The 14,647-nt window shown below is 41.8% G+C and carries 9 protein-coding genes and 1 other annotated feature; of the genes, 3 read left to right on the forward strand and 6 right to left on the reverse strand.

From position 1 onward, the window contains the following. Positions 1 to 7 precede the first annotated feature (7 nt). A complete protein-coding gene (locus tag PGP85_RS14195) occupies positions 8 to 1,009 on the reverse strand; it encodes a Gfo/Idh/MocA family protein (protein ID WP_178981941.1) in 1,002 nt (333 codons plus the stop codon). 14 nt (positions 1,010 to 1,023) lie between these two features. Next, a complete protein-coding gene (sfsA, locus tag PGP85_RS14200) occupies positions 1,024 to 1,755 on the reverse strand; it encodes a DNA/RNA nuclease SfsA (protein WP_178981938.1) in 732 nt (243 codons plus the stop codon). A 250-nt stretch (positions 1,756 to 2,005) separates the two neighbouring features. On the opposite strand from sfsA, the gene PGP85_RS14205 reads away from it, so the two are divergent. Continuing rightward, a complete protein-coding gene (locus tag PGP85_RS14205; protein ID WP_010740470.1) occupies positions 2,006 to 2,362 on the forward strand; it encodes a DUF4828 domain-containing protein in 357 nt (118 codons plus the stop codon). A gap of 35 nt (positions 2,363 to 2,397) precedes the next feature. Here the strand turns inward: PGP85_RS14205 and PGP85_RS14210 are convergent, their stop codons facing one another. After that, positions 2,398 to 3,834, reverse strand: a complete 1,437-nt coding sequence (locus PGP85_RS14210) for a glutamate synthase subunit beta (RefSeq protein ID WP_178981936.1) — start codon at positions 3,832 to 3,834, stop codon at positions 2,398 to 2,400. 1 nt (position 3,835) lies between these two features. After that, positions 3,836 to 8,332 carry a glutamate synthase large subunit gene (gltB, locus tag PGP85_RS14215; RefSeq protein WP_408639900.1) on the reverse strand — a complete coding sequence of 1,499 codons (4,497 nt, stop codon included), beginning with the start codon at positions 8,330 to 8,332 and terminating at the stop codon, positions 3,836 to 3,838. 210 nt (positions 8,333 to 8,542) lie between these two features. Here gltB and PGP85_RS14220 point away from each other — a divergent pair, with 210 nt between their 5' ends. Further along, positions 8,543 to 9,190 carry a metal-dependent transcriptional regulator gene (locus PGP85_RS14220; protein WP_010740473.1) on the forward strand — a complete coding sequence of 216 codons (648 nt, stop codon included), beginning with the start codon at positions 8,543 to 8,545 and terminating at the stop codon, positions 9,188 to 9,190. 78 nt (positions 9,191 to 9,268) lie between these two features. Further along, entirely contained in the window at positions 9,269 to 10,783 is a 1,515-nt protein-coding gene (gene zwf / locus PGP85_RS14225) for a glucose-6-phosphate dehydrogenase (RefSeq protein ID WP_178981932.1), read from the forward strand. Between the two features lie 98 nt (positions 10,784 to 10,881). Here the strand turns inward: zwf and ileS are convergent, their stop codons facing one another. Both ileS and PGP85_RS14235 read right to left on the reverse strand, forming a co-directional pair. Further along, positions 10,882 to 13,665 (reverse strand): isoleucine--tRNA ligase, encoded by a 2,784-nt coding sequence (gene ileS, locus PGP85_RS14230; RefSeq protein ID WP_270328141.1) that lies wholly within the window; start codon positions 13,663 to 13,665, stop codon positions 10,882 to 10,884. Between the two features lie 52 nt (positions 13,666 to 13,717). Beyond that, positions 13,718 to 13,924 (reverse strand) — a binding site (T-box leader). A gap of 2 nt (positions 13,925 to 13,926) precedes the next feature. Further along, positions 13,927 to 14,634 carry a DivIVA domain-containing protein gene (locus PGP85_RS14235; RefSeq protein ID WP_010740476.1) on the reverse strand — a complete coding sequence of 236 codons (708 nt, stop codon included), beginning with the start codon at positions 14,632 to 14,634 and terminating at the stop codon, positions 13,927 to 13,929. Positions 14,635 to 14,647: the final 13 nt, after the last annotated feature.

Consider the following 14,647-nt stretch of genomic DNA (forward strand, 5'->3'; position numbering starts at 1 on the left):
ATTTCCTCTATTTCTCGTCGGCATCAAAAATAATGCCCGCACTTTTTCGCATATCATAAATTACTTGGTTCACGTTACGGGACAATTCAACCCACGCTTCATAATCGGTACCTAACTTGCGATCGGTTGGATTTAAGATTACTTGTGCAAACTCTGCTGCTTCTTCCACCATCGGATTTTCCAATTGATGAACGTTTAGTTTTTCTCTGCGTTGATGATTACGATCATGGAAAATTGCCTCATCGATCGAATTGACTGCATTCAGTACCAGCGTTCCATTTGCCAGATAAATTTCTGATTGTTGGAAACTGTCACCGATCTTGCCTGTTCGAATAGTGATGTCAAAATTTTCATAACGCAAAATACCCGTTCCAATTCCATCAACACCGGTCGAAATTTTTTGTCCAAAATAAATGCTTTCTTTCGGCATACCAAACCAAGCCAAGGCGGCATAGATTGGATATACTCCTAAGTCCGCTAATGCTCCTCCTGAAAAATGAGGTGAAAAAATATTGGGTTCTTGACCATCCAACACTTGATCATAGCGTGAAGAGTATTTCATAAAACTGAAGTCCGCACCAATGATCTGATCCTTCATCGGTAGAAAATCAGCTACTACTTTGAAGGCTTTCTCATGAATATTACGGGCTGCTTCAAAGAAAAAGACCTTTTTCTGATTCGCTAGTTCAATAATTTCATCCATTTCCTTAGGTGTTGAAAAGGCCGGCTTTTCTACGATCACATTTTTTCCAGCTAAAATTCCTTGCTTCGCTTGTTCAAAATGCAAGCTATTTGGTGAAGCAATGTAGACTGTATTCAAATGTTCGATACCGAAAAAAGTATCCAGATCTGTCGCATATTCAACATCACCATATTTTTCACCGAACTTTTGTGCCGTCTCTAAACGTCGTGAATAAATTGCGGCTAACTGGTAACTCCCTGTTTCATGTGCTGCTTGAACAAATTGATCGGTGATCCAATTTGTGCCGATGATACCTAAATTAATCATGCTTTTTCCGCCTTTCATTGATTTGGATCAATAAATTTTTGTTTCAAATCAAAGGGAACAGCCTCTTTGATCGAAATAGTCTCCTGATCTACCTCACAATTATACGCTAAAATCCGTACGCCGTCTGCCTCAGCCTTACCCACTGCTTCATAAAGCGCTGGCTGCATCTCACGGTGTATCGTGGCTGCTGAAATCACCGGAAATTGTACTACGAATAAGACATAACAGTGATAGCCCATGGTTTGGGCTAATCGCAGTTCTTCTACATGTTTCAGTCCTCTCACTGTCGGTGCATCAGGAAAAGCACCTATCCCGTGATTTTCCAATGTCATACCCTTCACTTCTACGAATCCTTTTTCCTGCTGATCCGTTTCAAAATAAATATCGAATTTCGAATGTTCAAAGGTGTATTCTCGTTTTAAATAATTAATTGAGCCTTTTAAGTCTGGTAATTGAATCTTGCCTGCTAAAATCCCCTCAGCTGCTAGTGCATTTGGTATCTGCGAATCAATATTGATCCACATCTCCCCTTTTTTGACCGCAATCAAATCATAAGCCGTTTTGCGTTTTTCTGATGGCTGATGATTTACAGACACCAGGGTATCAGGCAGTAGTAATTCTTTGCTGCGTCCTGTGTTTTTTACATGGGTAATAATTTCTTCGCCTGTCTCCACTAATCGACAGCGAGCGATAAACCGATTGCTTCTTTCAATAAAAATAGCCAAGTGAATTGCTGAATACTTCATTTTTTATCAAAATCCTTCTAAAAAAAGTTAAATAGTCCTTAAGCCTGATGGAAAGATGACAGACTTTATTATATAGTATAACAAAGCCTGTGTGAAAGGATTTCAGTAATGCTTTTTCAGTTTCTTCGGAGAAAGTCGATTATCCCTAAATAGGACTAGGTGAAGGATATTTAACGGAAAAGCCCTTTGGCTCGAAAAAACACTGTTTTTTTGAAAATTGTATCCGTTAAATTGAGAAAGGAGTTTTTTGATGAGATTGAAATGGCCCGTCTTCCTCAGCGCGACGTCGCTTGGTGTGGCAGCAGTGAGTTCAAAATTTGTTCGCAAACGTGAAGCGAAGGACCTAAATAGCATTTATGTCGGTTCTTGGGAGTTCACTCATCCGAAAGAACACAGACATCACACCATTACGATTTACCCGGATCTTTCAATTATTCTAGATGGCAGCGCCATCATCTACCAGCTCATTGAGCTAAGTGAGCAAAAACTAGCGATTCAAGATCAATACGGCTATCATTTATTGATCAAAACAAAAAATGGGACACCCGATACCCTTTATGACGAATTGGACGATGTATCACTGCCCATTATTCCTGTAAAAAAATAGCAAAAACGGATGCCAGAACTTTGGCATCCGTTTTTTTATTGATGAATCAATGATCGCAACAGTTGATCCACATTTTCTGCAGCTTTTCGTCCTTCGCGAATTCCCCAAATCACAAGACTTGGCCCCCGTCTGGCATCCCCAGCTACATAAACTTTTTCATTATTCGTGGTGTAATCTTCATAAATCTCTTGTACATTGAAAGCATCTAATAAATTCTTCTCGGCTCCTGTGAAACCCATCGCCAATAGAACTAAATCAGCTTTTAACGTTTTCTCAGTTCCCTTGATTGGCTGGAACCGATTATCGACTTCCGTTGTTTCAATCGCAATCACTTGACCCCGTTCAGCACCAATAAAAGCCGTTGTCGAGGTGTTATAGGCTGTTAATTCCGGATTTTCCACTGCGCCTTCTGCTTGTCCGTACCCTTGACGATTAATCATCGAATATTCTGGCCACGGATTATTGCCCGTACGACTTGCCGGTAATTGAGGGGTAATCTCCAATTGTTTAACAGAAGCAGCACCTTGGCGAATCGCAGAACCAATACAGTCGTTCCCTGTATCTCCCCCGCCGATCACGATCACATGCTTTCCTGCTAATTTTTTATCGACTACCTTTTTTCCATGCTGCAAGACCTCTTTGGTACAGTCAGTTAAATAATCCACCGCAAACTGAATGCCATGCAACTCACGTCCATTAATTTTTAAATCACGAGGAACACTGGCACCACTAGCAATAACGATCCGATCATAACGATCTTGTAATTCATTTGCCGTGATATCTACTCCGACCTCAGTATTCAAAACGAAGGTAATACCGACTTCCTCCATCACATCGATTCGACGCTGAACGATTTCTTTATCCAATTTCATATTAGGAATCCCATACATCAACAGGCCGCCGGCACGATCACTACGTTCATAAACCGTTACCTGATGACCTAGTTGATTTAAACGCCATGCTGCGGAAAGACCAGCCGGACCCGAACCGATGATCGCCACTTTAAAGTCTGTCCGTTCATTCGGCATTCCGTCTGCTTTGACCCAGTCATTTTCAAAAGCATTGTCGATGATAAAGCGTTCATTATCATGAATTGCTACACCTGAACCGTTTAATCCTTCAGTACAAGATTTCTCACACGGAGCTGGACACACCCGACCCGTCATTTCTGGTAATGGATTGGTTTTTGCTAAGCGATCAAATGCGTTCTTGAAATCACCGCGGAAAACAAAATCGTTCCATTCTGGAATCAGGTTGTCATTAGGACAACCTGAGACTGCTCGTTTACCGCCGTAAAAAATACCGGTATGACAAAATGGAATGCCGCAGTTCATACAGCGAGCTGCTTGTTCTTTGCGTTCCTCGACACTAAGCGGCGTTTGTAATTCTTCCCAATCCTGAACCCGTTCATCGACTGGTCGATAAGGATTGTCCTTACGCGGATATTTTAAAAAGCCAAATGGATCTGCCATGCTAGCCACGCCCCTTTCCAGCCGGTACCGTTTGTTCGCCGATCACTTCGATGAAGGCCTTCTCGATCAATTCTTCACCGGTTAGACCTGTCTTCGCTAATTCCTCTGTCACACGAACCATCTCGTGATATTCTCTCGGATACACTTTGACAAAATGTTTTTGAGCATTTTCCCAATCATTTAATAGTTCAGCCGCTTTTACTGAGTCAGTGTAAGCTAAATGCTTCTCGATCATTTCCTTCAAGACTGCATCTTCACCAGTTTCACCCAATTTGAAGAGGTCAACCATCTCCAAATTGCATTTATCAGTAAAAGTATCGGTTGGATCATAGACATATGCAACACCACCGGACATCCCTGCTGCGAAATTTCGACCCGTTGGACCTAAGATAACAGCGACACCGCCGGTCATGTATTCACAGCCATGATCACCGACACCTTCGACAACAACATTCGCCCCGCTATTACGAACACAGAAGCGTTCGCCGGCTTTTCCGCGGAAATAGCCTTCCCCGCGATTTGCACCGAAGCAGACCACATTTCCGACGATTGGCGAATTTTCGACATCATAGGCGGCATCTTTGGGCGGTACAATAATCACACGACCGCCACTCAAGCCCTTAGCAACATAGTCATTGCCCTCGCCGATCAATTTCAATTCCATTCCTTGCGTAATGAAGGAGCCAAAACTTTGCCCCGCGATCCCCGTATAGGTGTATTTGATTTGACCTGGTGTCAATTCGTAGTTGCCAAAACGTTCTGCGATCCAGCCGCCCATTCGCGCGCCGACTGTTCGATTAACGTTATTGATTGGATAACTCATTTTCACCTGCTCACCATTTTTGATGGCACCTTCAGCGAAATGATCCAACTCAGGCCATTCACGTTTTTCCTTGAACGGATCTTCCGTTTTACGTTCGATCCCAACACTCGTCGATAAGATTCGTGAGAAATCCAATGATTTGGCTTTGCCTTTTGCAATAAAGCGCGGTTCCAAGACTTCTGTGTGACCGATCATTTCATCGATACTTCTGAAGCCTAATTCAGCCATAATTTCTCGTAAATCTTCCGCAATAAAATACATCATGTTGATCAAGTGCTCCGGTTTGCCGACAAAGAATTTCCGCAATGCCGGGTTTTGTGTTGCCACACCCACCGGACAAGTATTCAGACTGCAGACACGCATCATTACACAGCCGATCGCAACTAAAGCCAGCGAAGCAAAACTATATTCTTCTGCACCAAGTAGGATCGCCATCGCAACATCGCGACCAGTCATCAGCTTTCCATCGGTCTCTAACGTCATTCGTTGACGTAAATTATTCATTGCTAATGTTTGATGAGCCTCAGCAACACCCATTTCCCATGGTAAGCCCGCATCACGAATCGAGTTTCGCGGCGAAGCGCCCGTTCCACCATCATAGCCAGAAATCACGACAACATCTGCCCCAGCCTTTACTACACCAGTGGCAATCGTACCAACACCTGTACTCGAAACCAACTTGACATTGATCTTCGCATACGGATTAATCGCTTTTAAGTCATAAATCAATTGCGCCAAATCTTCGATCGAATAAATATCATGGTGCGGCGGTGGTGAAATCAATCGTACACCCGGTGTGGAGCCGCGAATCTCTGCTACCCAAGGGAAAACCTTATTCCCCGGCAATTGTCCACCTTCACCTGGTTTCGCGCCTTGTGCCATTTTGATCTGTAATTCTTCCGCACTCATCAAGTATTCCGCATTTACCCCAAAACGACCAGAAGCAACTTGTTTAATTTTACTATTAAAGTTTTTGCCGTCCGCTTGTGGTTTGAATCGTTTGCGATTTTCTCCGCCTTCACCGCTATTGGATTTAGCGCCGATGCTGTTCATGGCTTCCGCAATACATTGATGCGCCTCTTCACTTAATGAACCGTATGACATCGCTCCAACTTTGAATCGTTTCACGATCTTACTAGCCGGTTCTACTTCGGATAGTTTTACTGAAGGTCGTTCATTTTTGAACTCCCACAGTGCGCGTAAATTCGTTGGTTCGTCTAACGCCTCTTGGTTCATTTCCGCGACATAATGCTTAAACAATTGGTAATCGCCTGCACGGACCGCTTGTTGGAAATTATAGATCGTCTTTGGATTGAACAAATGATGTTCGCCGTCTGCCTTATACTGGAAACTTCCGCCTGAAGCCAGCAGATCATTTTGCTGCGGTCCATACGCCAATTGATGACGCTGCAAGTATTCTTCCGCAATTTGATGCAATGATAACCCGCCGATACGACTAGCTGTTCCCGTGAAATATTTATCTGTAACAGGCTGACTGATTCCAACTACCTCAAACAATTGCGCGCCATGGTACCCAGCAATCGTTGAAATCCCCATTCGAGACATCACTTTCACGATCCCTTTTTCGGCCGCTTTACGATAATTTTCTAAGCCATTTTCAATGGTGAAATCGTTCAGCGTGGCATACGCGCCATAAGGATGAATCCCGCTGGCACCATAACCGATCAAAGTGGCAAAATGGTGAACTTCGCAAACCTCTGCGGAATCAACCACCAGACTTGCCAATGAAGCTTTTCCCTTTCGCACTAAATAATTGTGCAATCCGGATACAGCTAATAAGATCGGCATCGCCATTTTTGCTTGTTCTGAACCGCGATCACTTAAAATCAAAATCGTTCCGCCATTGTCGATTGCGGATTCCGCCTCTTTAAACATGTGTTCCAAGCCGTCTTCTAATGCATTGTGGCTGCCGATTGAATATAACGTTGAGATAGTTACCGCTTTTTGCTCTTTAGTATTTAGCTGAGCAATTTTTAGAAAATCAGCCGTACTAAGAACGGGACTCTTAATTTTTAACTTCTGACAGTTATGAGCATCATCTACTCGAATATCGCCATCACGCCCTAAAAACATCTCTGTCCCGATTACCAATTGCTCGCGAATCGCATCAATCGGCGGGTTGGTCACTTGCGCAAATTGCTGTTTAAAATACGTGAAGAGCGATTGCGGCTGATCACTCAAAACGGCTAAGGGCGAATCATAGCCCATTGAAAGTACCGGTTCTTCGCCTTTTTCCGCCATCTGTAAAAGCGCTCCGCGAATAATTTCATCGGTATAACCATTCAATTTCCACATTCTTTGTAATTCTTTTTGAGTCATTGCCGTATCTTTGAATTCAGTTTCAGCAAGCTGTGACAATTCAATCCGATTTTCGGCTAACCACGCTTTATAGGTATGTGCTTTTGCATACTTTTCTTTAATTTCTTGATTGCGATAAAATTTTCCGGCAATCGTGTCAACTAGGATCATATTCGCCGGTCCCAAGACACCCTTTTCAATCACATTCGAGGGTGCAAAATCGACTACGCCAGATTCTGAAGCCACTTGAACGAAACCGTCTTTAGTAATTGAATAGCGGGAAGGCCGCAAGCCGTTCCGGTCCAAAGTTGCTCCAACCATTTCTCCATCTGTGAAACACAATGCCGCTGGTCCATCCCATGGCGCCATAAAACTAGCATTGTATTCTTGAAAAGCAGTCATTTCTTCCCCTAAGCCGGCCTCTTCTGACCACGCCTCTGGGACCATCATCATCAATGCGTGAGGAATATCACGACCGTTGCGATATAAATACTCCATACAGTTTTCTAACTTAGCAGAGTCAGAATCTTCTTCGTTATAAACCTCGATACCGTGACTCTTCATCCAATTTTCTGAACCGCGCAGCGTATTGATCTCTCCATTATGAGCTAAGAAACGGAAGGGTTGCGCCCGATCCCAACTTGGAAAAGTGTTAGTAGAGAAACGAGAATGTACGACTGCGATACTTGCTGCAAAATCTTCATCCTGTAAATCATCATAAAAGATTCCGACTTGGTAGGCATGCAGCATTCCTTTATAAACGATCGTTTTGCTGGAAAGACTGCAGATCGCCATTTCCCCCGCGTGATACGTTTTTTCTAACTTGCGGCGTAACCGATACATGCGATCTTCAAAATCACGATCCGTCTGAACCTCTAACGGCCGCTTTATGAATAATTGCACAAAGCTGGGCATGACCTTTTGAGCGCCCGGTCCGCAATTTTCATATTGGAATGGAACATCCCGCTGCCAAGAAACTAAGTAGCCCGCAGCTTCGATTTCTTTTACAAGTGCCTGCTGCAAACCGTTTTTGTGTTTTTCATCCGCGGGTAAAAAGAACATTCCTACCGCATATTGACCACGATCAGGTAATATTGCCCCTGCCGCTTTTGCTTCTCGTTGAAAAAATTTGTCTGGAATTGTCGCTAAAATTCCTGCACCGTCACCAGTTTCAGGTTCTGCACCAGTTCCGCCACGATGGTTCATTCGTTCTAACATCGTTAGTGCATGCTTCACCAATTGATGTGAAGCGTTGCCTTCCATCTGAGCAATAAAGCCCATACCACATGCATCCTTCTCAAATGAGGGATCATACATGGTCGGGGCCTCTGTTACTTGTTGCTTTGTCATTGACATCAATCCTTTAAATAGTTTGACAATTCTCATTTATTTTTAATATACTACCTTTTTTTAAAAAAATAGGCAAGTGTTCTTAGAATATTTTTTTAATTACCTTTGTTATTACCGATTCATTTCTTTAAAAAGAAAAGTCCAATCAAATGGAAAAAATGGGATTTATTTGGTAAACTTAATCTGATATGCTTCGTTATGAAAGGATGAACATCAATGACACCGAATCGCGAAGATTACTTAAAATTAATATTAGAATTAGGTGGCGACAAAGAAAAAGTTAGCAATAAAAAAATCGTCGCTGGTTTGTCCATTTCTGGAGCTTCTGTCAGCGAAATGATTAATAAACTGGTTAAGGAAGGTCTTGTTGAACACTCCCCTTATCAAGGCGTACAACTAACACCGGCTGGTTTAGAAAAAGCCAGCACCCTCGTGCGTAAGCACCGTTTATGGGAAGTATTCCTAGTTGATCATCTCGGCTATTCATGGAATGAAGTCCATGATGAAGCAGAAGTATTAGAGCATGTGACATCCACACAACTTGAACAAAAATTGGATACGTACTTGAATCATCCAACCTTTTGCCCGCACGGCGGCATGATCCCGCAAGAAGATCAAATCGTCCATGAAAAAGATCGTCAGACTTTGGCAAGCTATCCAGAAGGAACAAACATCCGGATCGCTCGCGTCTTAGACGAAAAAGACTTGCTTGATTACTTGATGGACCTTGGCGTTAAGATCCACGAAGAATACACAATCACAAATATTGCTGCCTATGAAGGACCAATTACTTTACAAAATGACCAAAAAGAGGTTTCAATTAGTTATAAAGCAGCGTCAACCATTTTTGTTGATTCGTTGTAGAAACGACAAATAACCATCAAACTTATTTTTCTCTCTTCAGAAAAATAAATTCATTAAATCGAACTAGGAGTGAATTGTATGGAACAAGCAGCATTATTCACCATTTTTGGTGGAACCGGCGACTTAGCGAAACGAAAACTTTACCCTTCGTTGTTTCGTTTATATAAAAAGGGCAACTTAGCACAACACTTTGCTGTGATTGGGACCGCTAGACGGCCATGGAGCGACGATCACTACCGAGAAATCGTTCGTGAGACCATCAAAGACTTAAACGCAACTGAGGAAGAAGCGCAAGAATTTTCTAATCACTTCTATTATCTTTCCCACAACGTGAATGACACAGAACATTATGATCAGCTGAAAGAACTAGCGGATCAATTAGATGAAAAATATTCGTTGCAAGGCAATCGGGTTTATTACTTGGCCATGGCACCTCAATTTTTCGGTACCATCGTCAATCATCTGAAGTCTCAGGAAATTTTGACAACAACGGGATACAACCGTTTGGTGATTGAAAAACCATTTGGCTTTGATTATGATTCAGCCAATGAGTTGAATAATCAAATTCGAAATGTTTTTCCGGAACAAGATATTTTCCGAATCGATCACTATTTAGGCAAAGAAATGATTCAAAATATTTCCGTCATTCGTTTTGCTAATAATATCTTCGAATCCCTTTGGAATAACCGCTATATCGAAAATGTTCAGATCACTTTCTCTGAAGCATTAGGTGTTGAAGATCGCGGAGGGTATTATGAAAACAGTGGTGCGCTAAAAGATATGGTCCAAAATCATATCCTGCAAGTCGTTGCTTTATTAGCGATGGAAGTACCGACCTCGTTCTCAAATAAATCGATCCGCGAAGAAAAGGTTAAAGTTTTACAAGCAATTCGCCGCTATGATTCTGAAGAAGTTTTGCAGAATTTCGTTCGTGGTCAATATGACGCTGGTGCGTTAGATGATAAACAATTTATTGCCTATCATGACGAGCCAAATGTCGCAGAAGATTCCTTGATGGAAACTTTCGTTGCTGGAAAATTCTTGATCGATAATTTCCGCTGGTCTGGTGTTCCCTTCTATGTTCGGACGGGTAAGCGAATGACTGAAAAAGGCACACGTATTAATATCGTCTTTAAACAAGTTCCAGTAAATGTCTTCAACTTTGAGCAAGAGGTAGCCGATGGTGAAGAGTTGCCACAAAACATTTTGACCATCTACATTCAACCAACAGAAGGCTTTTCGCTAACTTTAAATGGAAAGAAAATTGGTCAAGGCTTCAACACTGAGCCAGTAAAATTAGATTTCCGTCAAAGTGCTGAAGTGACTGAAAACAGTCCTGAAGCTTACGAAAAATTATTGTTAGATGCCCTAAATGGTGACGGCACCAATTTCTCTCACTGGGACGAAGTAGCAAACTCATGGGAGATCGTTGACCGAATTCGTAACACTTGGGACCAAACGACACCAGGTTTCCCAAATTATGCAGCTGGGACAATGGGACCACAATGCGCCTTTGATCTTTTAGCCAAGAACGGACACGAATGGGCTTGGCAGCCAGACCAATGGTACCGTGAACGCGGACAATTAAAATAAATCGTTTAAGGCTGGGAGAACTTCTCAGCCTTTTCTTTACACAAAGAAACCCGGGCCGACAATTCGACTCGGGTTCCTTCTATTATATATAGATACTTTTATTCCAATCCTTCGGCTACAGCTTCAGGATAGTTTTCCTCTACGATATGCGCACATGAAGCACATAAAGTTGGTAATTTTTCATCTTCACCAACCGTTGTTCGCATTTGGCGGCAACGATCGCAAACTTCGCCGTCAGCTTTTTCTACTAAGATGGCTACATCATCAAATACCATCGCATTTTCTGGTGTCTCCTCTTTCGAAATGCTGAATGAATCTGGTGATACGATCAATAATTGTGCAAGGTCTGCATCTAGCGCTGTTAACATCGCCGCAACTTGCTCATTTGGATAAATCGTTACTTTCGCTTCTAAAGATTTCCCAATCACTTTTTCGTTACGTGCTTCTTCCAAAGCTTTCAACACTTTATCACGGAAATCCATAAAGGCTTTCCACGTATCCAACAATTCGGCTTGGTTAGGGAATTCTTCATAGCTAGGCAATTCCGCTAATTGAACATATTCATCTTCCTCTTTCAAATATGTCCAGATTTCTTCAGTCGTATGAGGAATGATTGGTGTCAACAATTTCGTCAATGCTACAGCCGCTTGATAGAAGACTGTTTGCATGCAACGACGTTCGTAGCTGTCTTCTGCTTGAATGTACACAACATCCTTCGCAAAATCCAAGTAGAATGAAGACAAATCAACCGTCAAGAAATTCACAACGGTTTTATAGATTTGCGTGAAATCATATTTATCATAGCTTTCACGAATCGTTTTAACGACATCATTTAAGCGTACAAGCATATACTTATCAACTGAACGCAATTCTTCGTAAGCTACTGCATGTTCTTTAGGTTCAAAGTCCGTGGTATTCGCTAATAAGAAACGCATTGTATTCCGAATTTTACGATAAACTTCCGAAACCTGATTCAAAATATCCATCGATACTCGTACATCAGCCTCGTAATCAACACTGCTGACCCATAGACGTAAAATATCCGCACCCATCTGTCTGATTACTTTATCTGGAACAATTGTATTGCCTAAAGATTTACTCATCTTACGGCCTTCTCCATCCAAAGTGAAGCCTTGAGAAAGAACAGATTTGTATGGAGCCACACCATTAATTGCCACACTTGTTGTGATACTTGAGTTGAACCAGCCGCGATATTGGTCAGAACCTTCCAAATACATGTCAGCTGGGAACGTTAAGTTTTCACGTTGACGTAAGACTGCTTCATGTGAGGAACCAGAATCAAACCAAACATCCATAATATCAGTTTCTTTAGTGAATTCGCCATTTGGTGAACTTGGATGGGTAAAGCCTTCAGGTAATAAGTCTTTTGCTTCCCGTTCAAACCAGACATTTGATCCATGCTCAGCAAATAATTGCGCTACATGTTCCGTTGTTTCTGGTGTAATGATTGCTTCTCCATCTTCTCCATAGAAGATTGGCAGCGGTACACCCCACGCACGCTGACGAGAAATAACCCAGTCGCCGCGATCGCGGATCATGTTGTACAGACGTGTTTTGCCCCACGGAATGATCCAATCTACTTTTTCAATTTCGTCTAAGATATCTTGACGGAATTTATCAATCGAAGCAAACCATTGTGGTGTCGCACGATAAATAATTGGTTTTTTCGTCCGCCAGTCATGCGGATAGCTATGCGTGAAGAATTCTAACTTCAACAATGCGCCATTTTTTTCTAATAGATCTGTGACCATAGGATTGACTTTATCGTAAAATACTCCTTCAAACCCTGGTGCATCAGCTGTCATTACCCCGCGATCATCAACAGGTGAGATAATATCGTTGCTATATTTTTTCCAAGCAAAGTAATCATCTTCCCCGTGCCCAGGTGACGTATGAACCAATCCAGTCCCAGCATCCAATGTGACATGATCTCCTAAAACAACTAATGAGTCACGATCGTAAAATGGATGTTGTGCTGTCATGTATTCAAGATCTTTTCCAGAAACCTCTTTAATGATCTTAGGATCTTCCCAGTCCAATTCTTTAGCGACCGTCTCTAATAGATCCTTCGCAATAACATACTTTTTATCAGCTTCTTCTACAACAATATAGGTATAAGCCGGATTTACCGAAATCCCTTGGTTCGCTGGTAATGTCCATGGTGTTGTTGTCCAGATAATAAACGAAGTATCTGTATCTAAAATGCCCTTACCATCCTTGACTTTGAAAGCCACAAAAATTGAAGGAGATTTCACGTCTTTATATTCAACTTCAGCTTCTGCTAATGATGATTCACTTGATGGTGACCAATAGATTGGTTTCAATCCTTTATAAATGTACCCTTTTTCAGCCATCTTACCAAAAACACGAATCTCAGCAGCTTCATAGTCAGGCGTCAAAGTCACGTAAGGATTTTCCCATTCACCAGCAATTCCTAAACGTTTGAAATCTTCTCGTTGCTTATCAACTTGTGACAATGCATACTCTTCACATTTTTTACGATATTCAGCCATCGTCATTTCTTTACGCTTGATTCCTTTGTTTGCTAAAACCTGCTCGATTGGCAAACCATGTGTATCCCAACCAGGGACGTACGGTGCACGAAATCCAGTCATAGATTTTGAACGAACAATGATATCTTTACTAATTTTATTTAAAGCATGTCCAATATGAATATTCCCATTAGCATAGGGAGGGCCATCATGTAAAACAAAGGTTGGTTTTCCTTCATTTAATTTTTGGCGCTTCTCATAAATTTTATTTTCTTCCCACTCTTTTTCCCATTGACCTTCGCGGTTTGGTAAATTACCGCGCATTGGGAAGCCGGTTTTTCCTAGTTGAAGGGTTTCTTTTGTCTTCACTATTGATCGTCTCCTTTAAAAATATTTCTACACAAAAAAACAAGCGCATCCGCTAAGGGACGAGCTTGTCGTGGTACCACCCAAATTTGAAACTCAAAAAGTTTCCTCTAACCATCTTTAACGCAATGACGCGTTGATTGCTACTATTATATAGTTCACAATCAAATGATCTAGAGGATCTTTCCGATTAGAGGGTCTGCCGAACTTTCACTGTCATCGGCTCGCTAAAAGAATCTAATCAGCTTTTCTGTTCTAGATAGCTTAATCTTCGTCTGATTTAATCAATTCAGGAATATCAATCGTTAATCCCATATCTTCATCTTGAGGTTCAGGAGTGATGATTGGTTCACCTGAGTCTACTGCAAGCGAAGCATCATTGTCAAGTTCGTTCGCTAAAACTTCCTTCAGAATTTCATGTCCATCACCAACGTATGAAGACATTGGCTTAAGCACTTCTTCCCAATCGCCGCTGCGCGCTTGATCGATTTGTGTTTCTAACAACAATAGTAATTGTTGGTGGAACACACGTGTTTTCTTCTTCAAGTCATTTGTTTCAGCAGCCAATTGACGTGCTTTAGAAGTTGCATCAGTTAAGATTTCTTTCGCTTTGTCTTCAGCTGTTGTCGTTAACAAGTTCGCTTTTTGCATTGCATTAGAGATTAGTTCATCTGCCCGGTTTTGAGCGGACGTAACAATCACTTCAGATTCCTTGCTAGCTGAAGATTTAACCTTATCAGCAGTATCTTGCGCTACAACGATTGATTGATTCAAAGCTTCTTTCAATTCATTGAAGTATTCCAGCTTTTCTTCTGAATGTTTCAGTGATTTTTCTAATTCACGATTTTTTGCGATACTGTCCTCATAGTCACGGACGATCATATCTAAAAAATCATCGACTTCATCTTGATTATAACCACGCATCTTGGTGGAGAAACTTTTGTTTTGAATATCTAATGGAGTTAATGCCATTTTTTTGTTCACC

The sequence above is a fragment of the Enterococcus malodoratus genome (genome assembly GCF_027659535.1).
GTDB classification, from domain to species: Bacteria; Bacillota; Bacilli; order Lactobacillales; family Enterococcaceae; genus Enterococcus_A; species Enterococcus_A malodoratus.

Bases quoted from the DNA above. Each gene is read 5' to 3' on its own strand.
- gltB (WP_408639900.1), bottom strand. From the start codon at position 8,332: ATGTCAATGACAAAGCAACAAGTAACAGAGGCCCCGACCATGTATGAT.
- PGP85_RS14205 (WP_010740470.1), top strand. From the start codon at position 2,006: ATGAGATTGAAATGGCCCGTCTTCCTCAGCGCGACGTCGCTTGGTGTG.
- PGP85_RS14220 (WP_010740473.1), top strand. From the start codon at position 8,543: ATGACACCGAATCGCGAAGATTACTTAAAATTAATATTAGAATTAGGT.
- PGP85_RS14210 (WP_178981936.1), bottom strand. From the start codon at position 3,834: ATGGCAGATCCATTTGGCTTTTTAAAATATCCGCGTAAGGACAATCCT.
- zwf (WP_178981932.1), top strand. From the start codon at position 9,269: ATGGAACAAGCAGCATTATTCACCATTTTTGGTGGAACCGGCGACTTA.
- PGP85_RS14195 (WP_178981941.1), bottom strand. From the start codon at position 1,009: ATGATTAATTTAGGTATCATCGGCACAAATTGGATCACCGATCAATTT.
- PGP85_RS14235 (WP_010740476.1), bottom strand. From the start codon at position 14,634: ATGGCATTAACTCCATTAGATATTCAAAACAAAAGTTTCTCCACCAAG.
- sfsA (WP_178981938.1), bottom strand. From the start codon at position 1,755: ATGAAGTATTCAGCAATTCACTTGGCTATTTTTATTGAAAGAAGCAAT.